Annotated in this window: 24 protein-coding genes and 1 pseudogene; 17 read left to right on the forward strand and 8 right to left on the reverse strand. The window is 70.4% G+C overall.

Annotated elements, in window-relative coordinates; all coding sequences use genetic code 11:
• Positions 1-33 precede the first annotated feature (33 nt).
• The gene (locus HNR30_RS41450; protein ID WP_181615696.1) at positions 34-699 is read right to left on the reverse strand and encodes an alpha/beta fold hydrolase; all 666 of its coding nucleotides are present in this window, start codon (positions 697-699) and stop codon (positions 34-36) included.
• A gap of 79 nt (positions 700-778) precedes the next feature.
• On the opposite strand from HNR30_RS41450, the pseudogene HNR30_RS50705 reads away from it, so the two are divergent.
• From HNR30_RS50705 to HNR30_RS41465, 4 genes and pseudogenes are all read left to right on the forward strand, one after another.
• Positions 779-892: pseudogene (locus HNR30_RS50705) on the forward strand (hypothetical protein); the annotation flags it as partial.
• Positions 893-1,108: 216 nt separating this feature from the next.
• Positions 1,109-1,630: a hypothetical protein gene (locus HNR30_RS48770; protein WP_246380195.1), complete on the forward strand. Its 522-nt coding sequence runs from the start codon at positions 1,109-1,111 to the stop codon at positions 1,628-1,630.
• Between the two features lie 3 nt (positions 1,631-1,633).
• Positions 1,634-2,392: a class I SAM-dependent methyltransferase gene (locus tag HNR30_RS41460; protein WP_181615698.1), complete on the forward strand. Its 759-nt coding sequence runs from the start codon at positions 1,634-1,636 to the stop codon at positions 2,390-2,392.
• Between the two features lie 34 nt (positions 2,393-2,426).
• Positions 2,427-3,050: a LysE family translocator gene (locus HNR30_RS41465; RefSeq protein ID WP_181615699.1), complete on the forward strand. Its 624-nt coding sequence runs from the start codon at positions 2,427-2,429 to the stop codon at positions 3,048-3,050.
• Between the two features lie 31 nt (positions 3,051-3,081).
• Here HNR30_RS41465 and HNR30_RS41470 read toward each other — a convergent pair whose 3' ends face one another.
• Positions 3,082-3,891 (reverse strand): nitroreductase/quinone reductase family protein, encoded by an 810-nt coding sequence (locus HNR30_RS41470; protein ID WP_312895019.1) that lies wholly within the window; start codon positions 3,889-3,891, stop codon positions 3,082-3,084.
• A gap of 153 nt (positions 3,892-4,044) precedes the next feature.
• Here HNR30_RS41470 and HNR30_RS41475 point away from each other — a divergent pair, with 153 nt between their 5' ends.
• Positions 4,045-4,965, forward strand: a complete 921-nt coding sequence (locus tag HNR30_RS41475) for a DNA polymerase domain-containing protein (RefSeq protein ID WP_181615700.1) — start codon at positions 4,045-4,047, stop codon at positions 4,963-4,965.
• Here HNR30_RS41475 and HNR30_RS41480 read toward each other — a convergent pair.
• Positions 4,962-5,372, reverse strand: a complete 411-nt coding sequence (locus tag HNR30_RS41480) for a potassium channel family protein (protein ID WP_181615701.1) — start codon at positions 5,370-5,372, stop codon at positions 4,962-4,964. The two genes, HNR30_RS41475 and HNR30_RS41480, sit on opposite strands and share 4 nt — an antisense overlap.
• 333 nt (positions 5,373-5,705) lie before the next feature.
• Complete coding sequence (locus tag HNR30_RS41485; RefSeq protein WP_181615702.1) at positions 5,706-6,269, reverse strand: TetR/AcrR family transcriptional regulator; 564 nt, start codon at positions 6,267-6,269, stop codon at positions 5,706-5,708.
• A gap of 83 nt (positions 6,270-6,352) precedes the next feature.
• Here HNR30_RS41485 and HNR30_RS41490 point away from each other — a divergent pair, with 83 nt between their 5' ends.
• Positions 6,353-7,165 (forward strand): NAD(P)H-binding protein, encoded by an 813-nt coding sequence (locus HNR30_RS41490; protein ID WP_181615703.1) that lies wholly within the window; start codon positions 6,353-6,355, stop codon positions 7,163-7,165.
• 254 nt (positions 7,166-7,419) lie between these two features.
• Here HNR30_RS41490 and HNR30_RS41495 read toward each other — a convergent pair whose 3' ends face one another.
• Both HNR30_RS41495 and HNR30_RS41500 read right to left on the reverse strand, forming a co-directional pair.
• The gene (locus tag HNR30_RS41495; RefSeq protein ID WP_181615704.1) at positions 7,420-8,544 is read right to left on the reverse strand and encodes an acyl-CoA dehydrogenase family protein; all 1,125 of its coding nucleotides are present in this window, start codon (positions 8,542-8,544) and stop codon (positions 7,420-7,422) included.
• Complete coding sequence (locus tag HNR30_RS41500; protein WP_181615705.1) at positions 8,534-11,887, reverse strand: indolepyruvate ferredoxin oxidoreductase family protein; 3,354 nt, start codon at positions 11,885-11,887, stop codon at positions 8,534-8,536. The genes HNR30_RS41495 and HNR30_RS41500 overlap by 11 nt, the downstream gene beginning before the upstream one ends.
• 63 nt (positions 11,888-11,950) lie before the next feature.
• Between HNR30_RS41500 and HNR30_RS41505 the strand changes: the two genes are divergently transcribed.
• The gene (locus HNR30_RS41505) at positions 11,951-12,403 is read left to right on the forward strand and encodes an Lrp/AsnC family transcriptional regulator (RefSeq protein ID WP_312895020.1); all 453 of its coding nucleotides are present in this window, start codon (positions 11,951-11,953) and stop codon (positions 12,401-12,403) included.
• Here the strand turns inward: HNR30_RS41505 and HNR30_RS41510 are convergent.
• Positions 12,380-13,858, reverse strand: a complete 1,479-nt coding sequence (locus HNR30_RS41510) for an SDR family oxidoreductase (protein ID WP_181615707.1) — start codon at positions 13,856-13,858, stop codon at positions 12,380-12,382. The genes HNR30_RS41505 and HNR30_RS41510 overlap by 24 nt on opposite strands.
• A gap of 90 nt (positions 13,859-13,948) precedes the next feature.
• Here HNR30_RS41510 and HNR30_RS41515 point away from each other — a divergent pair, with 90 nt between their 5' ends.
• Entirely contained in the window at positions 13,949-16,030 is a 2,082-nt protein-coding gene (locus HNR30_RS41515; RefSeq protein ID WP_376771782.1) for an MMPL family transporter, read from the forward strand.
• On the opposite strand, the gene HNR30_RS41520 is transcribed toward HNR30_RS41515, so the two are convergent.
• Complete coding sequence (locus HNR30_RS41520) at positions 15,970-16,680, reverse strand: response regulator transcription factor (RefSeq protein WP_181615709.1); 711 nt, start codon at positions 16,678-16,680, stop codon at positions 15,970-15,972. The genes HNR30_RS41515 and HNR30_RS41520 overlap by 61 nt on opposite strands.
• A 146-nt stretch (positions 16,681-16,826) precedes the next feature.
• Here HNR30_RS41520 and HNR30_RS41525 point away from each other — a divergent pair, with 146 nt between their 5' ends.
• From HNR30_RS41525 to HNR30_RS41560, 9 genes are all read left to right on the forward strand, one after another.
• Positions 16,827-17,078 carry a MoaD/ThiS family protein gene (locus tag HNR30_RS41525; RefSeq protein WP_181615710.1) on the forward strand — a complete coding sequence of 84 codons (252 nt, stop codon included), beginning with the start codon at positions 16,827-16,829 and terminating at the stop codon, positions 17,076-17,078.
• 22 nt (positions 17,079-17,100) lie between these two features.
• Positions 17,101-17,787, forward strand: a complete 687-nt coding sequence (locus HNR30_RS41530; RefSeq protein ID WP_181615711.1) for an LmeA family phospholipid-binding protein — start codon at positions 17,101-17,103, stop codon at positions 17,785-17,787.
• A 109-nt stretch (positions 17,788-17,896) separates the two neighbouring features.
• Positions 17,897-18,409: a sigma-70 family RNA polymerase sigma factor gene (locus HNR30_RS41535; protein ID WP_181615712.1), complete on the forward strand. Its 513-nt coding sequence runs from the start codon at positions 17,897-17,899 to the stop codon at positions 18,407-18,409.
• Positions 18,409-19,200 (forward strand): zf-HC2 domain-containing protein, encoded by a 792-nt coding sequence (locus tag HNR30_RS41540; RefSeq protein WP_246380209.1) that lies wholly within the window; start codon positions 18,409-18,411, stop codon positions 19,198-19,200. Before HNR30_RS41535 ends, HNR30_RS41540 begins: the two co-directional genes overlap by 1 nt.
• A 41-nt stretch (positions 19,201-19,241) precedes the next feature.
• Entirely contained in the window at positions 19,242-19,679 is a 438-nt protein-coding gene (locus HNR30_RS41545; RefSeq protein ID WP_376771783.1) for a thioredoxin family protein, read from the forward strand.
• Between the two features lie 33 nt (positions 19,680-19,712).
• Entirely contained in the window at positions 19,713-19,796 is an 84-nt protein-coding gene (locus HNR30_RS50710) for a putative leader peptide (protein ID WP_376771785.1), read from the forward strand.
• A 58-nt stretch (positions 19,797-19,854) separates the two neighbouring features.
• Positions 19,855-20,256: a DUF4395 domain-containing protein gene (locus HNR30_RS41550; RefSeq protein WP_181615714.1), complete on the forward strand. Its 402-nt coding sequence runs from the start codon at positions 19,855-19,857 to the stop codon at positions 20,254-20,256.
• Positions 20,253-21,092, forward strand: coding sequence for a sulfurtransferase (locus HNR30_RS41555; protein ID WP_181615715.1), 840 nt, complete (start codon positions 20,253-20,255; stop codon positions 21,090-21,092). The genes HNR30_RS41550 and HNR30_RS41555 overlap by 4 nt, the downstream gene beginning before the upstream one ends.
• Positions 21,092-21,400 carry a DUF1416 domain-containing protein gene (locus HNR30_RS41560; protein WP_181615716.1) on the forward strand — a complete coding sequence of 103 codons (309 nt, stop codon included), beginning with the start codon at positions 21,092-21,094 and terminating at the stop codon, positions 21,398-21,400. The genes HNR30_RS41555 and HNR30_RS41560 overlap by 1 nt, the downstream gene beginning before the upstream one ends.
• Positions 21,401-21,552: the final 152 nt, after the last annotated feature.

A 21,552-nucleotide genomic window follows, 5' to 3' on the forward strand; every position in this document is an offset into this window, starting at 1 on the left:
CGAAAACGCATTGTTTCGGCAGATGCTACCGAATCACTCCAGATAGCCGACCAGCATGTCCGCCAGCTCCTTCGGGCGGCTGAGCGCGACGCAGTGGCTGCCGGGAATCTCGTCGGCCACCAGCCCGAGCCGGTCGTGGGCGAGCTTTCTGAAGAAGGCGGCAGGGAAGAAACGGTCGTCGCGGCACAGGATGAAACGGGTCTCGACCGACGGCCAGGCCGGCAGCGGCCAGGGCTGCCCGCCGGCGCGCGACACCTCGGGACGCTCGCGGGCCAGGCCGGCCTCGGCCAGCTCGCGCGGGACGTCGTGGTAGAAGGACTCGAACGGGTCGTCGATGCCGGAAAAGCCCGCCTCCTGCCTGGCCCGCACACATCCGGTGCTCTCCCACCAGTCGTCCGGGCGCTCGCCGGGCGAGGGGATCATCCCGGCGAGCAGCACCAGCAGGCGGGAGGGCAGACGCTCGGCCACGAGCGGCGCGGTGAAGGCGCCATAGGAGTGGCCGACGACCACGATCTCGCCCGCGCGCTCGCCGACGGCCCCGACGACGGAGGCGGCGTAGGCGTCGAGATCGGCATCGGGGTCGTCGGAGGGCAGGTCGGGGGCGACCGTGTCGTGCCCGCGCGCCCGCAGCTCCTCCTCGAGGAGATGCCAGGCCCAGCCGCTGTCGCCGCCACCGTGGATCAGAACGAAAGTCGCCATGGTCCATGGGTACAGGCCGCCACCGACAGAAACGGCCTCGCCTGACGGCTTTACTGGCTCCCTGCCGTTTCCCGATGAGATGACAAAGGCCGTCACCGTCGTCGACTACCGCCCCGAGTGGCCGGCCGAGTTCGAGAGGCTCCGTCACCGGCTCGGCCTCGCGCTCGGCGAGCACGCCCTGGCCATCGACCACGTGGGCTCGAGCGGGCACGGCGCGGCTGGGGCGCGTTCAAGCGACGGCTCGCCGGCCAGGTGCCCGACCTGCTCGACTACGGGCAGATCAAGGCGCCCGCCACGGAGGTGCTCATGGCGGGCGCCGAGCTCTGGGCCCGCGAGTCGGGCTGGATGCCCGGAACCTGACACCCGGGGACATGATGGAAGCGGAATCGACCAGTGGAGAGGGACGATCATGCTCTACGTCTTCGGCTTCGACCAGACCGGTGTGCTTCTGAGCGATCTGTACTTCGTCGACCCCAACCCCGCCAAAGGCCAGGAAGGCCCCGAACACGGGGTCCGCCTGGAGGTGCGCGAACTCGAACGCGGCGCGCTCAAGGGCTCCATCTACTCCGCCCAGCCGATCGCCGCCGGCCGTCCGATCTGGCGGGTGGACCTGCTCGAATCGGTGGACGGCAGGCCGGGCAGCTTCGACCGCACCCACCACCATCCCGAGTTCACCGCCGGCTGGGACCCGAGCGCGCGCAAGTTCGAGCGCGAGCTGTCGGCCGAGCCGCTGAAGTGGCTGGCCGACCGGCTCGACACCCTCGACGGCCCCCTGGAGGAGCTGCCAGAGGGCGACAAGAAGGCGTTGCGCGCCGCCGCTCCCGAGATCGTCGAGGCCACGGGACGCCTGCTGGAGCGGGTCCGTGCCGGGGAGCTCGGCGTGGCGCCGACGGACATGCCGCTGAAGGACGCCCGGGTGGGCTGGCTCTGAGCCATGACCTGGACCAGGCACGAGCCGTACGAAACGTATGTCGGCCGGTGGAGCAGGCGGCTGGCCCCGATCTTCCTCGACCGGCTGCCCGCGGCGGCGGGAGCCGCCTGGTGCGACGTCGGCTGCGGGTCGGGCGCGCTCGCCCACACGATCATCGACCGTCGTGAGCCGGCGCTGGTGCTGGGCGTCGACCCGTCTCCCGGCTTCCTGCGGGGCGCCGCGCTGCGTCACGACCGGCGGTTCGCCGTGGTCGTCGGTACGGCAGGCGCCATCCCGGCCGCCTCCGGGCAGTTCGACCGGGTGGTCTCGGCGCTGGCGCTCAACTTCGTGCCCGACCCCGAGCAGGCGCTGCGCGAGATGCGGCGGGTGTGCAGGCCGGGGGCGGTGATCGGCGCCTACGTGTGGGACTACACCGACGGCATGGAGTTCATGCGCCTGTTCTGGGAGGCGGCGGCCGCGCTGGATCCCGAGGCGCCGGGCGAGGACTTCCCGATCTGCCGCCCCGGCCCGCTGCGGGCGCTCTTCGGTACGGCACAGCTGAAGGACGTCGAGGTCGCCCCGATCGAGACGCTGACGGTCTTCCCCGACTTCGACGCGTTCTGGCAGCCGTTCCTGGGCGGGGCCGGGGTGGCGCCCGCCTACGTGGCCTCGCTGCCCGAGGACCACCGCGAGCGGCTGCGCGAAAGGTTGCGGGCGACGCTGCCCGGCGGGGTGATCGAGCTGACCGCGCGCGCCTGGGCCGTCACCGGGAGGGCGGAGTAAGGGGCGGATTTGGCCGCCCTGGGACAATGGGAGCATGCCTATCGACCCCCATTTGCTGACACTTTTCACCGTCACCACGATCATCGCGATGATCACTCCCGGTCCTGACATGTTGTTCGTGCTCGGCTGCGGGATGCGCGGTGGGGCCAGGGCCGGGTTGCTGGCCACCGCGGGCGTCGCGACCAGCGAGGCGATCCACGTCGCCGTCGCCGCCGTCGGGCTCGCGGCATTGTTCGAGGCGGTGCCGCTCGCCTTCACCGTGGTCCGTGTTGTGGGCGCGGCCTACCTGATCTACCTCGGCGTGCAGATGATCCGCAACAGGAACGCGGTGCCCGCCGAGGTGGCCGTGACCGGCATGTCCGGACGCAAGGCCTTCCTCAGCGGCCTGATGACGAACCTGCTCAACCCCAAGATGGTGACCTTCACGATCGCGTTCCTGCCGCAGTTCATCAACCCCGCCCTGGGCCAGGTGTGGCTGCAGTTCGCGATACTCGGCGTGATCCTGATCGTGATCGAGTTCCTGGTCGACGGCACGGTCGGCGTGCTGGCCGGGCGCATCGGCGCGTGGCTGCGCCGCCGCCAGGCCGTACGCCGCCGCATCGACGTCGCCACCGGCGGGATCTTCGTCGGCCTGGGCGTCAAGCTCGCCGTGGAGTGAGGCCCGGCGGGACCCACTCCACGGCTCGCGGTCAGGCGTCCAGGATCGGGATCAGCTGCTCCTCCTCGTAGTCGAGGTGGGCCTCCAGCTCCTCGATGAGCCGGTCCACCTCGGCCAGGACGTCACCGGCGCCCTCCGCCGACAGCAGCTCCTGCAAGGCGGCCAGGATCACCGCGATCTTCTCGTGCTCCTCGCGCAACCTGGCCATGACCTGATCCAGCTCGGGATGCTGCGCCACGAGGCGGGGGAACAAACCGGTGTCCTCCATCGTGTGATGGAAGTGCAACCCCTGGCAGGCCGTCAGGCAGTTGATACGAAGCTGCGCGCCCAGCTTCGGCCCCGAGGCGGCCAGCTCCTTGCGGACCAGGGCCAGCTCGCGGCGGAAGGAGTCGTGCACCATGCGCAGCGCCTCGCCGAACGACGACGCCTGCGGCGGCCCGCTCGACACGGTCTCGAGCACCACGACGGGCAGCTGCCGGCCGCTCCTGCGCTCGTACTCCGCCCACCCCTGATCGGTCTCCACCGCCCGGGCGAAGGCCTCGTCACGCTCCTGACCGGTCAGAACCGACGCCTTCGCCTGGAAGGTGAACCGGCCCGCCTCCACCGTGACCAGGGGATGGGCCACGACGTTGTGATACCAGTCGGGGTGCTTCGGCGAACCGCCCGCCGACGCGATGACGATCATGCGCTCGCCGCCGTCCGGCAGGTAACCGAGCGGGGTCGTATGCGACTCGCCGCTGCGCGCACCCGTGCTGGTCAGCAGCAGCAGGCGCGCATCCGGGAACATGGCGACCTGGCCGCCGTTCGCGCGGAACTCATCAATGATCTGTTGGTTGAACACTCTTCTCCTCAAGTGATGTCGCGATGTGACAAGGCGTGATGGAGAAGAGAAAAGGCGGGCTACGGGCCCGCCGCGCGCTCAAGCGGCGGCCGGGAACCCTGCTCGTGTATGGCCCATGGCCGACCCGGCAGTCACATCGCTCACAATAGCTGAATGGGAGACGAATCGCGCGAGGGCGTCAAGCTGACCAATCTCGACGGGCCGCTTTTCGACGGCGCGGAGGCGACCAAGCGTGACCTGGTCGATTACCTCGACTCCGCGTCGTCCAGGATCCTCCCGGCCCTGCGCGACCGGCCGCTGTCGGTCATCAGGGTACGGCCAGGCCAGGAGCCGTTCATGCAGAAGAACCTGCCCAAATACGCGCCCGGCTGGATCAGGTCCGTGGAGATGTGGGCGGAGTCGTCACACCGCCAGGTGACCTACGCCGTCTGCGACGACCGGCGCACCCTGCTGTGGTTCGCCAACCAGCGCGCCGTCGAATACCACCCCGCGCTGCTGAAGACCCACCTCATCCTCGACCTCGACCCGCCCGCCGACGGCGGCTTCACCCGCGCCGTCCAGGCGGCCCACCTCGTACGGCAGGCGCTCGCCGACAGCGGTCTCACCGGCGCGGTCAAGACCAGCGGCGCCAAGGGAGTCCACATCTTCGTGCCCGTCGGCGACGAGGTGTCCTGGGAGGACCTGGCCGCCGCCACCCGCGCCGTGGCCGCCCGCGCCGAACGCATCGACCCGGCGCTCGGCACCACCGCCTTCATCAAGGATGACCGCCACGGCAAGGTCTTCCTCGACTCCACCCGCGCCGGCGGCGCCACCATCGTCGCCGCCTACAGCCCCCGCATCAGGCCGGGCGCCCCCGTCTCCTTCCCCGTCGCATGGGACGAACTCGACCAGGTCAGCCCACGCGACTTCACCATCCACACCGTCAAGGACCTCACCGGCGACCCGTGGCAGGAGCAGATGCCCCCCGTGCAGGAACTGCCGCAGGACCTGATCGACGAAGGACACACCATCCCCATCGCCCGGGTCCAGGCCATGCACGAAGGCAAACGCCGCAAGCGGGCCCAAGGCGGCTAGTTCCGCCTCGTCGCGCCCACGACGATCGAGATCGCCGACGTGACGATGATCAGGTCGAACACCATCTGCACCACGACGATCGCCCTCGCGGCCTGACCCACCGCGGTGATGTCGCCGAAGCCGACCGTGCACAGGGTCGTGGTGGAGAAGTACAGGGCGTCCAGCTTCGTCTCCAGGCCGTCGAACTGGCCGGAGAGGTTGAAGTAGACGTTGGCGAAGAAGATGGTCACCAGGTTGACCAGGGTGAGGAGCATGGAGATCTGCTCGGCCATGATCCGTCCTGGGCGGAGGGCACGCTGCACCTGGCGGGTGACCAGCCAGGTCAGCACGGCCAGGCCCAGGACCATGCCGGCGATATGGAAGCCGGAGTCGGGGGAGAGGAAGTAGAGCGTGGCCAGGAGTGCCACGGCGCCTATGGTCCGCGCCCACGCCTTCAGACCAGGACTCCGCAGCAGCACGAGGGTTATCGTCGCAGGTGGAGGGGGCGCGGCCAACGATGTCGCCTACGTGCGCGTGGCGACTGCGGCGCGGCCGTACTGCGGGTGCCGCTCACCGGCGCCGCCGCTCACCCCGCTACGCCGCTCACCGGCGCCGCCGCTCACCCCGCTACGCCGCTCACCCCGCTACGCCGCTCACCCCGCTACGCCGCTCACCCCGCTCACCCCGCTCACCCCGCCCCGGCCCCACACCTGCGCGGGGCTGCCTTGCACATGCGGGGCCCGTCCTGCTCCGGGGGCGACTCAGAGCGAGTCGAGCCATCCCTCCAGCCGCCGCCCCTCGTTCCGCATCATGTGCGGCGCCCGGAACGTGTTGGTCAGCAACGCGACCCCCTGATACGCCGCCACCAGCGTGACCGCCAGCTCAGCCGCATCCTCACGCCCCAGCTCCGAGAACTGCCGCTCCACCCACCCCAGCAACCGCCCCATCACCAGGGCGATGGCCCGATCGAGCCCGTCCTCCCGCTTGTCCAGCTCAGCCGCGAGCGTCCCCGTGGGACACCCGAACCGGGCCGTCACCTCACTCTGACCGACCCACCCCCGAATGAGCCCCTTCAGCCGGTCTCGTGGGTCCGCCAGCTCGTCGAGAGCCGTGATCAGCCTGGTGAGCTCCTCGTCATGCGCCCCGATGGCCGCCTCGATGAGCTGATCCTTGGTCTTGAAGTAGTAGTACACGTTCCCCACCGGGACATCGGCCGCGTGCGCGATGTCGGCGAGGGTGGTCTTCTCCACCCCCTGCTCGTGCAGAACCTGCGCCGCCGCGATGGCGAGCCGTTCCCGCTTGCCCGACCTCGATGAGTTAGTCACCTGACTTACTATAGCCGCGGAATCCGTGCTACGGTCCTTCTAAGTCAGTCAACTAACTAACTTCAGCGCTCAAAGGAGCCATCATGATCGCCGTCACTGGTGCCACCGGAAACGTAGGCCGTGAGCTGGTCAACGCCTTGCACGCCGCAGGTGAGGAGGTACTGGCGATCTCCCGCACCCCCGCCACCTTCCCAGCGGGCGTCACCCACGTGCCCGCCGACCTGACCCGCCCGGAAACCCTCCCTCTCGAAGGCGTCGACACGCTGTTCCTCCTCATGGAGGGCGACCCCGAAGCAGTGCTCAGCCAGGTCAAGGGAATGAACAAGATCGTCCTGCTCTCCTCCCAGGGCGCCGGCACCAGGCCGGGCCCGTACCACCACGCCGTGGTCTTCGAGGAGGCCGTCCGCGCGTGGGACGGCGACTGGACGATCCTGCGGCCGGGCGGCTTCAACTCCAACGCCTTCGCCTGGGCCAGGACCATCGGCGAGAGCCGTACGGCACACGCCCCCTTCGGGGACGTCGGCCTGCCCACGATCGACCCGCGCGACATCGCCGAGGTCGCAGCCATAACCCTCACACAGGGCGGTCACACGGGCGCCATCTACGAGCTCACCGGCCCCGAGCTCACCACTCCGAGGCAGCGAGCGGCGGTGATCGGAGATCTGCTCGCCAGCCCGGTGCGTTTCGTCGAGCAGACGCCGGAGGAGGCGGGGGTGGAGATGCTGCGGTACATGCCTGAACCGGTGGTCACCAGCACGCTGCAGATCCTCGGCACCCCGACGGTGCGAGAACAGCGGGTGAGCCCGGACGTCAAGGAGCTTCTCGGCCGCGCCCCGCGCCCGTTCGTCGACTGGGCCGCCCGCAACATCGAGGCCTTCAGGGGAGCAGGCGCCTGACCGTCGCCGCGGGGCTGGGCTGAGGCCGTGGGCCGCGGTTAATGCGGGCCGAAGGCGCTTGCCGTAACGCAGAGGGCGGTTCATCGGGGGAGCGCCCACCCGACGGGGTCACGGGGCTGGCCTGAGGTCGCGGGGGCTAACTCCTCGGAAGGGGCCAGCCCCGAGGTTGTGGTGGCTGTCCGCAATCACGGGCAGCGTCCTGGGCTGGGCCGCGAGCCGGACGATGTTCCGGTCAGGTGAAGGCGGGCCGCGCTCTACAGGTGCCGAGCAATCACCAGCCGCTGGATCTGATTGGTCCCCTCGAAGATCTGCATGACCTTCGCCTCCCGCATGAACCTCTCCACAGGAAACTCCCGCGTATACCCATACCCCCCGAACACCTGCACGGCATCCGTGGTCACCTTCATGGCCGCGTCCGTCGCCACGAGCTTGGCGATGCTCGCCTGCCGCGAATACTCCACCCCCGCGTCCCGCCGTCGCGCCGCGTCGAGGTAGGTCGCCCGGGCCGACTCGACCGCGGCGGCCATGTCCGCGAGCAGGAAGCCGAGCCCCTGGTGCAGGATGATCTTCCGTCCGAAGGCGGTGCGTTCCTTGGCGTAGTTCACGGCGGCGTCCAGGGCCGCCTGGGCGAGGCCGGTGGCGCAGGCGGCGATGCCGAGGCGGCCGGAGTCGAGCGCGGCGAAGGCGATGCGCAGTCCTTGGCCGTCGGCGCCGACGAGCCGGTCGGTCTCGAGGAACGCGTCGTCCCAGTGCGCGGCCGTGGTGGGGACGCCGTGCAGGCCCATCTTCTCCTCGGGCCTGCCGAAGGTGAGCCCGTCGACGGCGCCCGGCGCGTGGAAGCACGACACGCCGGTGGGGGTGCGCGCGAAGAGGGTGTAGAAGTCGGCCCGTCCGCCGTGGGTGATCCAGGCCTTGCTGCCGCTGATGCGGTAGCCGCCCTCGGCGGGGGTGGCCTTGCAGGTCAGGGCGGCGGCGTCGGAGCCGGCCTGCGGCTCCGACAGGCTGTAGCCGCCGACGAGGTCGCCGCCGAGCATGTCGGGCAGCCAGCGTTCGCGCTGCTCGGGGGTGCCGAACTCCAGCAGCGGGAAGCACGACAGCGTGTGCACGGAGACCGCGACCGCGACGGCGGCCCAGCGCTGGGCGAGCTCTTCCAGCATCTGCAGGTAGACCTCGTACGGCTGGCCGCCTCCGCCGTACTCCTCCGGCTGGGGCAGGCTGAGCAGCCCGGCGGCTCCCAGGGTGCGGAACAGGCCTTCCGGGTAGGTCTCGTTGCGCTCGTGCTCGTCGACGCGTGAGGCGAGCTCCTTGTCGGCCACGTCGCGCACCAGGTCGAGCAGGTCGCGGGCCTCTTCGGTGGGGAGCAACCGGTCAACGGCCAAGACCAACCTCCTGAGCTGAGGCCAGGGCGGACAGGGCCGCGCCGGCGCGTGAGCGGAACTCGTCGACTCGGGCGAGCTTGATGTCCTCGTACCCGCGGATCATGTCGGGCAACTCGACGATTTCGGTCACGGTGTCGGCGGTGGCGGGCGACAGGTGCTCCAGCGCCTGCCGTACGAGCTCGCGGTATTCGCCGATCAGGGCGCGCTCGACCCGGCGCACGCCCGCGTAGCCGAACACGTCGAGGCGGGTGCCGCGCAGGCCCTTCATCGAGCGCAGGACCCGGAAGACGGGCCCTGCCGTACGGCGGAGCTTGATCTTGCGCTTCATGCCCATGGCGCGGAAGACGGGCGGGTGCAGCAGGACGGCGACGGAGGCGTCGGCGCCGAACTCGGCCTCGCGTCTGGCGATCTCCTCCGGGTCGAGGTGGAGGCGGGCGACCTCGTACTCGTCCTTGTAGGCCATGAGCTTGTGCAGTCCGCGCGCGTAGCCGGTGGCGATGCGCGGGCCGTACTCCGCGGTCAGCTCGGCGATCCGGCGGACCTCGGCGGCGTAGGAGCGGGCGTAGGAGGCGTTCTGGTAGCCGGTGAGGTCGGCGACGCGCCGTTCGAGCACCGCGTCGAAGGTCTCCTCCACAGCCTGGGGACGGGAGCCGAGCGCCGCCGCCCTGCCGTGGCGGAACGCGGCGAGGTTCTTGTCGACGGCCGCGCCGTTGAGCTCGATGGCCCGCTCGATGGCGGAGGCGGAGATCGGCAGGCATCCGTGCTGGTAGGCGGCGCCGATGAGCAGCATGTTGGCCGGCATGTGGTCGGCGAACAGGCGCTCGGACAGGCCCTGGGCGTCGAGCGTGAGGACGTCGCGGGTCGCCGCCTCGATGCGGGCCAGGGCCGGGTCGCCCGAGCCCAGGGGGGCGTGGCCGGTGACCATGGCGGCGGTCGGCACCACGGCGCTGTTGACGACAGCGACGGTGTGGCGCTCGTCGGCGGTGGCGAGGTTGGCCTCGGTGGCCGCGCCCAGCAGGTCGAAGCCGATGATCACGTCGGCGCGGGTGGCCTTGGGCGTGCCGACGATGGGCGACTTGGACAGGCGCACGTCGCTGACGACGGGGCCGCCCTTCTGCGCGAGGCCGGTCTGCTCGAGCCCGGCGGCGTGCAGGCCGTCGAGGTGGGCGGCCATCTGCAGGATCTGCGACACGGTGACCACGCCCGTGCCGCCGATGCCGGGCATGCGCAGCACCACGTCGCCGTGGAAGCGCAGCTCGGGATCGGGCAGGTCGGGCAGGTCCTGCAGGACGGGCTTGCGCTTCGTGCCCGGCGTCACCAGCAGGAACGACGGGCAGTCGCCCTTCAGGCAGCTGAAGTCGGAGTTGCAGGAGGGCTGGTGGATGCGGGTCTTGCGGCCGAACTCGGTCTCGACCGGCTGCACCGACAGGCACGTCGAGACGTCGCCGCAGTCACCGCAACCTTCGCAGACCCGCTCGTTGACGACGACCTTCTCGGCGGGCGCGGGCAGTTTGCCGCGCTTGCGCAGGCGGCGCTCCTCGGCGGCGCAGCGGTCGTCGTGGATGAGCACGGTCACCCCGTCGACCTCCGACAGCTCCTTCTCGGACGCGGCGAAGTCGTCGCGGTGCCGTACGGAGGTGATCGGGGCCAGCTGGACACCCCGGTAGTCCTCGGGCGTCGGCGTGGTGATCACGATCCGGCGCACGCCCTCCAGGGCCAGCCAGTGCGTGAGGGTCGGGATGTCGAGCTTGCCCTCGGCACGCTGGCCGCCGGTCATGGCGACCGCGTCGTTGTAGAGCAGCTTGTAGGTCATGGTCACCCCGGCGGCGACGGCGGCGCGTACGGCCAGCGAGCCGGAGTGGTGGAAGGTGCCGTCGCCGAGGTTCTGCACGAAGTGGCGGTCGTCGGTGAAGGGCGCCAGGCCGATCCACTGCGCGCCCTCGCCGCCCATCTGGGTCAGGCCCACCTGGGTGCCTCGGCCCTCGCCGGACAGGGCGATCATGGCGTGGCATCCGATGCCGACGCCGACCAGGGTCTCGTCGGCGGTGCGGGTGGAGATGTTGTGCGGGCAGCCGGAGCAGAAGTACGGCGTGCGCGAGGCGACCAGCGGCAGCGAGCGGGACGGCTTCTGGCGCGACGGCGTCGCGGCGGGCACCGGGTCGTGGCGGAAGGCGCCCGGCGCGAGCTTGGCCAGCGCCCCGGTCACGTCGGCGGCGGACAGCGTGCCGCGGGCGGTCAGCAGGTCGCGGCCGGCCACGCGCGGCGGGTTCTCCCGCCCGTAGAGCGCCGCCTTGAGGTGGTCCTCCAGGAAGGCCGTCTTGTCCTCGACCACGAGCACGGTCCGCAGGCCCTCGGTCATCTCCGCCAGCGAGCCGGCGTCGAGGGGGTACGGCATGCCGAGCTTGATGAGCCTGAACTCGCCCTCGATGCCGGCGTCGGCCAGGGCGCGCTCGACCACGGCGAAGCTCGTCCCCGAGGCGAGGACGCCGATCGTGGCCCCGGCGGGGTCGGCGACGACGCGGTTGAGCCCGGCCTGGCGCGCGTACTGCCTGGCCAGCGCGAGCCGCCTGGTGAGCAGGTCGTGCTCGGCCTCGACGGCGGAGGGGCCGACGAGGGTGGGCACCGGCGTGTCGGTGCGCTCGGGCAGCGGCAGCTCGGGCAGGGCGAGGTCCACGGTGGCGGAGGCGTCGGCGATGTCCGCCACGATCTTCAGTCCCACCCACAGCCCGCTGGCGCGGGACATGGCGACGGCGTGCAGGCCGTACTCGATGATCTCGGCCACCGAGCCTGGAGCCAGGAGCGGCATGAACAGGCTCTGGCACATCGGCTCGCAGGAGCTGGGCACCGTGGACGACTTGCATCCCGGGTCGTCGCCGATCCAGGCGACCGCGCCGCCCTGCGCCGCCGTACCGGCCATGTTGGCGTGCCGGATGGCGTCGGCGGCCCGGTCCAGGCCGGGGTTCTTGCCGTACCAGAAGCCGGTCACCCCGTCGTGGCGCTTGCCCGGGGTGGCGCGCAGGAGCTGGGTGCCGGCCACGGCGGTGGCGGCCAGCTCCTCGTTGAGCCCGGCCTGGAAGACCACGCCCGCGGGCTCCAGGAAGCGCTTGGCGCGTCCCATCTCCAGGTCGACCCCGCCCAGGGGCGAACCCTGGTAGCCGGAGACGAACACGCGGGTGTTCAGGCCTCGCGCGGTGTCGAGGCGGCGCTGTTCGAGCGTGAGCCTGACCAGGGCCTGGATGCCGGAGATCAGCACCCGGCCGTCGGCCGCGGTGTACTTGTCGTCGAGATGGACGTCCACGGGAGAAGCACAACAACCCTGGTCGGGGATGCGCAAGTATCGCATGACAAATTCCCCAACAGACGCAAACTCTTTGCGGAACAGGTCCTAGCTCGTAGATTTACTTGCGTGCTGGATGACATAGATCACAGGGTGATCCGCCTCCTGGTGGAGGACGGCCGCCGGACATTTTCGGAAATGGCGGAGCAGGTCGGGCTCTCTGTCGCCGCCGTCAAGCGGCGGGTCGACAGGCTCAGGGAGCTCGGCGTGATCACCGGCTTCACCGCCAAGGTCGACTACGCCAAGCTGGGCTGGGGCATCCAGGCCTTCACCGAGATGCGCTACTCCGGCAGCACCCCGGTGGGTGAGATCGTGCGCACCACCACGGGCTTTCCCGAGGTGGAGGAGGTCTTCACGATCGCCGGCGATCCCGACGCGCTGATCCACCTGCGTGCCCGCGACCTGGAGCACCTGCAGCAGGTCATCGACAACCTGCGCCGCGGCGGCAACGTCACCGGCACCAAGACGCTCATGGTGCTCGGCTCGTGGAGCAAGGACTCACGCCAGATCCGCCGCGCCTGAGCGGGCGGCGCGGGCGATGTTGCGCGGCATGCGCCCGAAGATGAGGTGGTGGAAGGGCGAGATGCCCCACCAGTACAGGTGTCCGAGCAGGCCGCGCGGATGGAACAGCGCCCGCTGCCGGTAGTGGGCGTGGCCGGGGCGCGAGCCGGGCTCGGCCGACAGCTCCAGCCAGGCCAGGCCGGGCAGGCGCATCTCGGCGCGCAACCTCAGCAGCCGTCCCGGCTCGATCTCCTCGACGCGCCAGAAGTCCAGGGCGTCGCCGACGCGCAGCCGGCGGGGGTCGCGCCGGCCGCGGCGCAGGCCCACGCCGCCGAGCAGCCGGTCGGCCAGGCCGCGCAGGCGCCAGGCGACGGGCAGGGAGTACCAGCCGTTGGCGCCGCCGATACCCTCGATCACCTGCCACACCTCCGCGGGCGAGGCGGCGATCTCCGCCTCGCGCTCGTCGGCGTACAGGCTGCCCCCCGCCCAGTCGGGGTCGGAGGGGAGCGGGTCGCTGGGGGCCCCCGGGGTGGAGGCCGACGACCAGCGGGTGGCCACGTCGGCGTCCTTCACACGGCGCAGCGCCAGCCGTACGGCCTCGTCGAAACCGATCAGGCCGCACGCCGGGTCGGGGACGTACCCGGCGATGTCGTGCTCGCGGCAGACCGCCTCGTGACGCAGCGACTCGACCAGCGGCCGGGCGATGCTCGCGGGCACCGGGGTGACCAGGCCGACCCAGTGGCTGGACAGGCCGGGTGACAGGAACGGGACCGGGATGATCATCCGGTGCGGCAGGCCGGCCACGTCGGCGTAGCGTCGCATCATGTCGCCGTAGCTGAGCACGTCGGGCCCGCCGACGTCGAAGGCCCGGTCGACCTCGCCCGGCACTTCCGCCCAGGCGACGAGGTAGCGGAGCATGTCGCGGATCGCGATCGGCTGCGTCGGCGTGCTCACCCAGCGGGGTGTCGTCATCACCGGCAGCCGCTCGGTCAGGTACCTCAGCATCTCGAACGAGGCCGAGCCCGAGCCGATGATCACCGCCGCCCGCAGCACCACCGCCGGCACGGGCGCGGCCAGGAAGATCTCGCCGACCTCCGCCCGCGATCGCATGTGGGCCGACAACTCCCCCGAGGCGTGCGTGAGCCCGCCCAGGTACACGATGCGCCGCACCCCGGCCTCGTGCGCCGCCCGCGCGAAGGTCTCGGCCGCCCGGCGGTCACGCTCGGCGAAGGAGGCTCCCGCGGCCATCGAGTGCACCAGGTAGTAGGCGATCTCGGCCCCGTCGAGCGCGCGCCGCATCGACTCCGCGTCGTTCACGTCCCCGGCCAGGGCCGTGATCCGCCCCGCCCACGGCAGGTCGCGCAGCCGCTCGGGACGGCGCGCCACGCAGGTGACCTCGTGCCCGGCGTCGAGCAGTTCGGGCACCAGGCGCCCGCCGACGTAGCCGGTCGCCCCCGTCACCAGCACTTTCCCCATGCCTCCATCTTCGCGAGCCGGGTGGCGGCGGATGCAACCGGCCGCGCCGCCACTGCGAAAGACAGGACATCTGATGAGAAAGGCATGCAAGTGCGAAGTTCCCTCCGCTGGCTGATCCCGGCCGTGCTGGTACTGGTGTGGCTCGGGGTCGGCGGGGCCTTCGGGCCGTTCGCCGGCAAGCTCGGCGAGGTGTCGACGAACGACCAGGCCGCGTTCCTCCCTCAGAGCGCGGAGTCGACCCGGGTCCTGGAGATGCAGGAACGCTTCCGCGAGGGGGAGACGCAGCCGCTGATCGTCGTGTGGACCGCCGAGGGAGGGCAGGAGATCACGCAGGCGCAGACCGGCGCGGCGACCGGCGCGCTCGCCTCGCTGCGCGGGACCCCCGGGGTGTACGGCACGCCGACCCCGGCCTTCGCCTCCGATGACGGACTGGCCCTGCGCGGCCTGGTCCAGCTCGATCCCGGCTTCGAAGGCCCGCTCGACCGGATCGGCGCGGCCGTGACCGTCGACGGGCTGCGCGCCCAGCTCGCCGGGCCGGCCGCCACCAAGGCAGACCTGTCCGACGCGTTCGCCGGTATCGACGGCCTGCTCCTGGTGGTGGCGCTGGCCACGGTCCTGGTGATCCTGCTGGCGGTCTATCGCAGCGTGCTGCTGCCGTTCGTGATCATCCTGGGCGCGGTCTTCGCGCTCGGGCTGGCGTGCGCGGTGGTGTACTTCCTGGCCGACCACGACATCGTGCGCGTCGACGGGCAGGTGCAGGGCATCCTGTTCATCCTGGTCATCGGCGCGGCCACCGACTACGCGCTGCTGCTGACGGCGCGTTTCCGCGAGGAACTGGCCGCCTCGGGCGACCGGTTCGCCGCCGGCCGGATCGCGCTGCGGCGTTCGGTGGAGCCGATCGTGGCCAGCGCCGCCACCGTGGCGCTCGGGCTGCTCGCCCTGCTGCTGAGCAACCTGACCAACAACCGCGCGCTGGGCCCGGTGGGGGCCATCGGCATCGCCTGTGCCGCACTCAGCGCGCTCACCTTCCTGCCCGCCTCGCTCATCCTGCTCGGCAAGGCTGCCCTGTGGCCCGCCAAGACGAAGCGCGACAGCGGGCGCGGGGTCTGGGGCAGGGTGGCCGGGCTCATCGACCGCCACCCCCGGCGGATCTGGATCGCCACCGCCCTGCCGCTCCTGGCCCTGGCCCTGCTCGCCCCGCAGCTGGATGCCAAGGGCGTGCCGCTCGACGAGACCTTCGTCAACGACGCGCCCTCGGTCGCCGCCCAGGCCACCCTGAGCGAGCACTTCCCCGGCGGCTCCGGTCAGCCAGCCGTGATCGTCGCCCCGGCCTGGCAGGCCGACCAGGTGCGACGCACCGCACTCGACGTCGAGGGCGTCTCGGACGCGACCGTGGTCGGGAACGGCGGATCACCCAGGATCGTGGACGGGCGTGTCCTGGTGGAGGCCACCCTGGAGGCCGCGCCCGACAGCGACGAGGCCCAGCGCGCCGTCCGCGACCTGCGTTCGGCCCTGCCCGACGAGGTGCTGGTCGGCGGGTTCAGCGCGCAGAGGTACGACACCACGGAGACCGCCGAGCGCGACACGCTGCTGATCGTCCCCGTCGTACTGGCGATCATCCTGCTGATCCTGATCGTCCTGCTGCGCTCGCTGGTGGCGCCGGTGCTGCTGGTCGTCACGGTGGCGCTGAACTTCCTGGCCACGCTCGGCGTCTCGGCGCTGGTCTTCACCCACGTGCTCGGGTTCACCGGCAGCGACGCCTCGGTGCCGTTGTACGGCTTCGTCTTCCTGGTCGCGCTGGGTGTCGACTACAACATCTTCCTCATGTCGAGGGTGCGCGAGGAGAGCCTGCGGCACGGGGCACGCCAGGGGGTGCTGCGCGGCCTGGTCACCACGGGCGGCGTGATCACCTCGGCCGGTGTGGTGCTGGCCGCCACGTTCGCGGCGCTGGTGGTGATCCCGCTGGCGTTCCTGGTGCAGATCGCCTTCATCGTGGCCTTCGGGGTGCTGCTCGACACCCTGGTCGTGCGTTCGCTCCTGGTGCCCGCGCTGGTGCGCGACCTGGGCGCAAAGGCGTGGTGGCCGAACCACGCCATGGGGGAGGGCGAGCCTCAGGTCAGCGAGAGCGCGTCCTTGTGCTCGGAGTTGCCGCGGTCGGGCACGAAGCGGTAACCGACGTTGCGCACGGTGCCGATCAGGGCTTCGTACTCGGGGCCCAGCTTGGCGCGCAGCCGCCGCACGTGCACGTCGACGGTCCTGGTGCCGCCGAAGTAGTCGTAGCCCCAGACCTCCTGCAGCAGCTGGGCCCGGGTGAACACCCGGCCCGGGTGCTGGGCCAGGTACTTCAGCAGCTCGAACTCCTTGAAGGTGAGGTCGAGCGCCCTGCCGCGCAGCCGGGCGGTGTAGGTGGCCTCATCGATCGACAGGTCGCCGCTGCGGATCTCGTCGGGCACGTCGTCGGCGGCCGACATCGCCAGCCTGCCGCCCGCCATCCGCAGCCTGGCCTCGACCTCGGCCGGTCCGGCGCTGTCGAGCAGCACGTCGTCGACGCCCCACTCGGCGCTCATGGCCGCCAGGCCGCCCTCGGTGACGATCACCAGGAGCGGGCAGTCGATGCCGGTGGTCCTGATCAGGCGGCACAGGCTCTTGGCCTGCACGAGCTCGCGCCGGGCGTCGACGATCACCACGTCGGCGGGCGGCGCGTCGATCAGGGCGGAGGCCTCCGCGGGGGCGACCCGGACGGAGTGCAGAAGCAATCCCAGCGCCGGCAGCACCTCGGAGGACGGTTCGAGGGCGTTCGTCAGCAGCAACAGGTTGCTCATCAGGCCTCCTTTAAACGCAGAAGGACCCGGGGGCTACGTCGCCCAGGTCCTCATAGGTGAGGATAGCCCAGGAGGTTAACGCTCTCCCAACTCCGTTCACGTTATGAGAACCGCACATTCAACCTGCGGCGATTGTGAGGAAAGCCATGGCCACCGGCATCATCCGGTATTGGGCCGCTGCCAAGGAGGCCGCGGGCGTCGCCGAGGAATCTTTCGACGCGGTAACACTGGCGGAACTTATGACACAAATCACACAAGATCGCGAGAGCCTGGGACAGATCGTCAAACGCTCGTCCTTCCTCGTCGACGGCCACCCGGTCGGTAAACGTGCGCATGAAGAGGTCGTCCTGGGGGACGGGGTGACCGTCGAAGTCCTCCCGCCTTTCGCGGGAGGTTGATTTTCTGGGAGGCTCGGTCACTGTGCGGAAGCTCCTCTTCTTCCTGATTGTCCTGGCCGGTCTCCTGGTGATCGTGGACCGGGTGGCGGTCGCCGGCGTCGAACGCGACCTGGCCAACCGCATCGCCGCGGCCAACAACCTCAAGCAGTTGCCGACCGTGTCCATCGAGGGCATCCCCTTCCTGACCCAGGCCGTCTCCGGAAAGTACGAGGAGGTCCGCTTCGACCTCGGCACCCTCACCTACGCGGGGGTGCCGATCAAGGACCTGCGCGGCGCCGCCTACGACGTGACCGCGCCGCTCATGGACGTCATCCAGAACCGGGCGAACATCGTCGCCGACAAGATCGCGATCACCGGCACGATCACCAACCAGACGATCGACAGGTTCGCGCCCCAGGGCATCAAGATCGCCGCCGACGGCGACCGGCTCACCGCCTCCGGCGAGCTGCCGATCGGGGCCCAGCGCTTCAAGTTCAACGCCCAGATGCGCCTGGAACTGGTCGAAGGTGGCACCGGCATCCGCGTCATCGCCGAGAAGCTCGACGTCGAGAACCTCCCGAAGGTGCCCGACGCGCTGGCCTCGATGGTCACCTACACCATCTCCTTCAAGGGCAAACTGCCCTTCGACGTTAAGGTGACCAAGCTCAAGCCCGTTCCCGGAGGGCTGGAGCTGTCGGCGGAAGCGAGTAACGTGCCGCTCCGTGGATGACGTTGAACCGGATGGCTCCGCCGTACGTCATGGGAGACGTGAGGGAGCGCAGCGACCGGGTCACGATGACCAGCAGCCACCGGCTGACGGCTGCTCCGAAGGAGCGGCCGTGAGTCCGGCGTCAACTGCCGACGAGGATCTCGTCCGGACACTCTTCGAGGAACACGCTGGGCCGCTCTACGGTTACGTGTTGCGACTGACCGGTGATACCGGGCGAGCGGAGGATGTCGTGCAGGAGACGCTGCTGCGGGCCTGGCGGCATCCAGACGCGCTCTCCGGCCGCCCCATCCGCGCGTGGCTGTTCACCGTCGCCCGCAACCTCGTCGTCGACCAGCACCGGGCCAGGAAGGCCCGCCCGCCGGAGACCACCGACGACGCGCTCGCCGTCGTTCCGGCCGACGACGAGCTGGAACGCGCGGTGGAGTCGTGGGCGGTGGCCGAGGCGCTGGCCGCGCTGCGGCCCGAACACCGAGAGGTGCTCACAGAGGTCTACTACCGGGGGAGATCGGTGAAGGAGGCGTCGGCGACGCTTGGCATACCACCGGGCACGGTCAAATCACGCACCTACTACGCGCTGCGCGCGCTCAAGCTCGCGCTCGAGGAGCGGGGGCTGGCGCCGTGATGACGTGTGAGGAGGTACGGCTGTCGCTGGGAGCCCACGCGCTGGGCGCCCTGGAGCCGGACGAAGCCGTCGAGATCGACAACCACCTCGCCGAGTGCGACGCCTGCCTGGAGGAGTTCACCGGGCTGGCGATGCTCCCGCCGATGCTGGCCAAGGTGTCGGAGAAGGACATAGCCCTCGTCGCCGAGCCGCCCAGGCAGGTGCTGGAGCGGCTGCTCACCACGACGGCGCGCAAGAAGCAGCGCGGACGCCTGCTGCTGGGCCTGGCCGCCTCGGTCGCCGTGCTCGCCGTCGGCGGCACGGTCTGGGGCGCGATCGCCACCAACAACAGCGGCGGCACGACCGCCGCCGGCCAACCCGCTCCCGCCCTGGCCACCAGCGCCCCCGACGCTCAGGGGTACGGCGCGGCCGAGTCCAACGAAGACGCCGCCAAAGCCTCGGAACGTGTCGCCAAGGAGGCCGCCTCACCCGAGGTCGGCGTCATGATGGCGCCGATGCGCTTCGAGGACTCCACCGGCGACGTGCGCGCCGAGGCGACCGCCGTCGAAGAGGACGGCGGCACCAAGCTCACCGTCACCGTCAACGGCGTGCGCCCCTCGACCACCTGCCAGCTCATCGTCATCGACCGCGCAGGCCACGAGGACGTCACCGCCGCCTGGGTCCTCGACCCCGAATACCCCGCCAAGGCCGCCACCTTCGACCGCGTGACCTCCACGCCGCTCGGCCAGATCGCCACGCTCAAGCTCGTCGACGCCGACCGCAAGGTGCTCGCCGAACTGAAACCCGCCTGACCACGCGGAAGAACTCAGCGGCCCACGCGGTTACACCCAAGGTGACAGGCGTGTGGGTGGCGGTGGCCACGGTGACCCTGGGAGTGGTCGTCGGGCTGGGACGGCTGCTCCTCGACGGCAGGCTGCGGGCGAAGGGCGGATCGATGGTGACGGCCGACACGCTCGGAGCGCCGCTGGGGGAACGCGCCACGCTCGTGCAGTTCTCCACCGCCTTCTGCCAGCCGTGCCGGGCCACACGCCGCATCCTCGACGAGGTCGCCGCGATGGTGCCCGGCGTCGCCCACGTCGAGATCGACGCCGAGTCGCGCCTCGACCTCGTCAAGCAGCTCGACATCATGCGCACGCCCACGGTGCTCGTGCTCGACAGCCGCGGCCACATCGTCAAAAGAGCCTCTGGCCAGCCACGCAAGGCCGACGTGATCGCCGCGCTCGGACAGGCCGTGTCTCACGAACCGTCTCACAACGCGGACGAGATGTGACAGATGCCGAGACGCTCAGGTAGTGTCTCAGATATGTACCCCACGACAGAGCTGCTGACGAAGCGGCGCGCGGTTGACTTCTGCCGCGTAGCCACCGCGCTCTGTCGCGCTGCCTGAGGACGGTCCCGCGCGGATCTCGAATCCGCCCCACCCGACCCCTTCAGGAGCATCCTCGATGCGTGCCGACCCCAGAGCGCTGCGCTTCGGCGCGGCCATCACCACCGTAATCCTCGCTCTCGTCCTGATTCTCGGGAGCGCATGGCTGCTCGCCCTCCAAACCCTGGCCTTCGCCCTGGGCGCGTTCTGGCGGCAGCCGTACGGACTGCTCTTCAAGGCGCTCGTCACGAGCTCTCCTGAGGAAACCGAAGATCCTCGCCCGCCCAGGTTCGCCCAGGCGGTCGGGCTGGTCTTCGCGGTCGTCGGGCTGGTCGGATTCCTGACCGGGATCACCCCGCTCGCCTTCACGGCGACGGCGGCGGCACTCCTGGCCGCCTTCCTCAACGCAGCCTTCGGATTCTGCCTCGGCTGCGAGATGTACTTGATGATTCGCCGACTAAACCCTGGGAGAGTCTCATGAGCCGTTCCGCCAGCCTGGTGGACGCCGACTGGGTCGAGGCCAACCTCGACACCCCTGGTGTCGTCCTCGTCGAGGTCGACGAAGACACCAGCGCCTACGCCAAGGGCCACATCCCTGGCGCCGTCCGCATCGACTGGAAGACGGACCTGCAGGACCCCGTCCGCCGCGACTTCGTCGACAAGGCCGGATTCGAGGCCCTGCTCTCCGAGCGCGGCATCTCCAACGACGACCAGGTGGTCCTCTACGGCGGCAACAACAACTGGTTCGCCGCCTACGCCTACTGGTACTTCAAGCTGTACGGCCACACCAACGTCAAGCTCCTCGACGGCGGCCGCAAGAAGTGGGAGCTCGACTCCCGCGAGCTGACCACCGACGTCAAGCCCCGCGAGGCCACCACCTACGTGGCCCAGGAGCAGGACGCCACCATCCGCGCCTTCCGCGACGACGTCGTCACCGCCATCGGCAAGCTCAACCTCGTCGACGTGCGCTCGCCCGACGAGTTCACCGGCAAGCTCCTCGCCCCGGCCCACCTCCCGCAGGAGCAGGCCCAGCGCGCCGGCCACGTGCCGACCGCCCGCAACATCCCCTGGTCGAAGGCAGCCAACGACGACGGCACCTTCAAGTCCGACGACGAACTGACCACCCTCTACTCCGAGGCCGGTGTCGACTTCGGCAAGGACACCATCGCCTACTGCCGCATCGGTGAGCGCTCCGCTCACACCTGGTTCGTCCTGCACGAGATCCTCGACCAGGCGAACGTGAAGAACTACGACGGTTCATGGACCGAATACGGCTCGCTCGTGGGCGTGCCGATCGAGTTGGGGGAGGCCCGCTGATGTCCGTAGTCGCCCAGGGGTGCGCAGCGCCCGAGCAGACCATCGAACTGCCCGCAGGGATCGACCTGACCACGCAGTCCGTCATCCAGGGCATCGTCACCGGCACCGGCGGCACCGCCTACGCCCGCCTGCTCGACCACTCCGGTGAGTTCACCGGCGAGGTCGTCGTCTCCGACGAAGGCGTGTTCCGCTTCTTCGCCGCGCCCGGCGACTGGACCGTCCGCATCATCGCGGGCGGCGGCGTGACCCGCGACATCGCGGTTCAGGCCAAGCAGGGCGAGATCGCCCAGCTTGCGGTTGCTGTTTGAGCGGGTAGCGCTTTGTGAGAGGGGTGGATCCCGGTGGGGGTCCACCCCTCTCGGCGTTCTTGGTGGGGTGGGTCATGGCTTCGGGCGTGGTTTCGGCCTTGTTTCGACAGCAGGGGCCAGTCGCCCGGCTTCCTTCGCCCCGGCTTCCTTCG

This window comes from Nonomuraea soli (assembly GCF_013761175.1).
Taxonomy (GTDB): Bacteria; Actinomycetota; Actinomycetes; order Streptosporangiales; family Streptosporangiaceae; genus Nonomuraea; species Nonomuraea soli.

Bases quoted from the DNA above. Each gene is read 5' to 3' on its own strand.
- HNR30_RS41450 (WP_181615696.1), bottom strand. From the start codon at position 699: ATGGCGACTTTCGTTCTGATCCACGGTGGCGGCGACAGCGGCTGGGCC.
- HNR30_RS48770 (WP_246380195.1), top strand. From the start codon at position 1,109: ATGCTCTACGTCTTCGGCTTCGACCAGACCGGTGTGCTTCTGAGCGAT.
- HNR30_RS41460 (WP_181615698.1), top strand. From the start codon at position 1,634: ATGACCTGGACCAGGCACGAGCCGTACGAAACGTATGTCGGCCGGTGG.
- HNR30_RS41465 (WP_181615699.1), top strand. From the start codon at position 2,427: ATGCCTATCGACCCCCATTTGCTGACACTTTTCACCGTCACCACGATC.
- HNR30_RS41475 (WP_181615700.1), top strand. From the start codon at position 4,045: ATGGGAGACGAATCGCGCGAGGGCGTCAAGCTGACCAATCTCGACGGG.
- HNR30_RS41490 (WP_181615703.1), top strand. From the start codon at position 6,353: ATGATCGCCGTCACTGGTGCCACCGGAAACGTAGGCCGTGAGCTGGTC.
- HNR30_RS41500 (WP_181615705.1), bottom strand. From the start codon at position 11,887: ATGCGATACTTGCGCATCCCCGACCAGGGTTGTTGTGCTTCTCCCGTG.
- HNR30_RS41510 (WP_181615707.1), bottom strand. From the start codon at position 13,858: ATGGGGAAAGTGCTGGTGACGGGGGCGACCGGCTACGTCGGCGGGCGC.
- HNR30_RS41520 (WP_181615709.1), bottom strand. From the start codon at position 16,680: ATGAGCAACCTGTTGCTGCTGACGAACGCCCTCGAACCGTCCTCCGAG.
- HNR30_RS41525 (WP_181615710.1), top strand. From the start codon at position 16,827: ATGGCCACCGGCATCATCCGGTATTGGGCCGCTGCCAAGGAGGCCGCG.
- HNR30_RS41540 (WP_246380209.1), top strand. From the start codon at position 18,409: ATGACGTGTGAGGAGGTACGGCTGTCGCTGGGAGCCCACGCGCTGGGC.
- HNR30_RS50710 (WP_376771785.1), top strand. From the start codon at position 19,713: ATGTACCCCACGACAGAGCTGCTGACGAAGCGGCGCGCGGTTGACTTC.
- HNR30_RS41550 (WP_181615714.1), top strand. From the start codon at position 19,855: ATGCGTGCCGACCCCAGAGCGCTGCGCTTCGGCGCGGCCATCACCACC.
- HNR30_RS41555 (WP_181615715.1), top strand. From the start codon at position 20,253: ATGAGCCGTTCCGCCAGCCTGGTGGACGCCGACTGGGTCGAGGCCAAC.
- HNR30_RS41560 (WP_181615716.1), top strand. From the start codon at position 21,092: ATGTCCGTAGTCGCCCAGGGGTGCGCAGCGCCCGAGCAGACCATCGAA.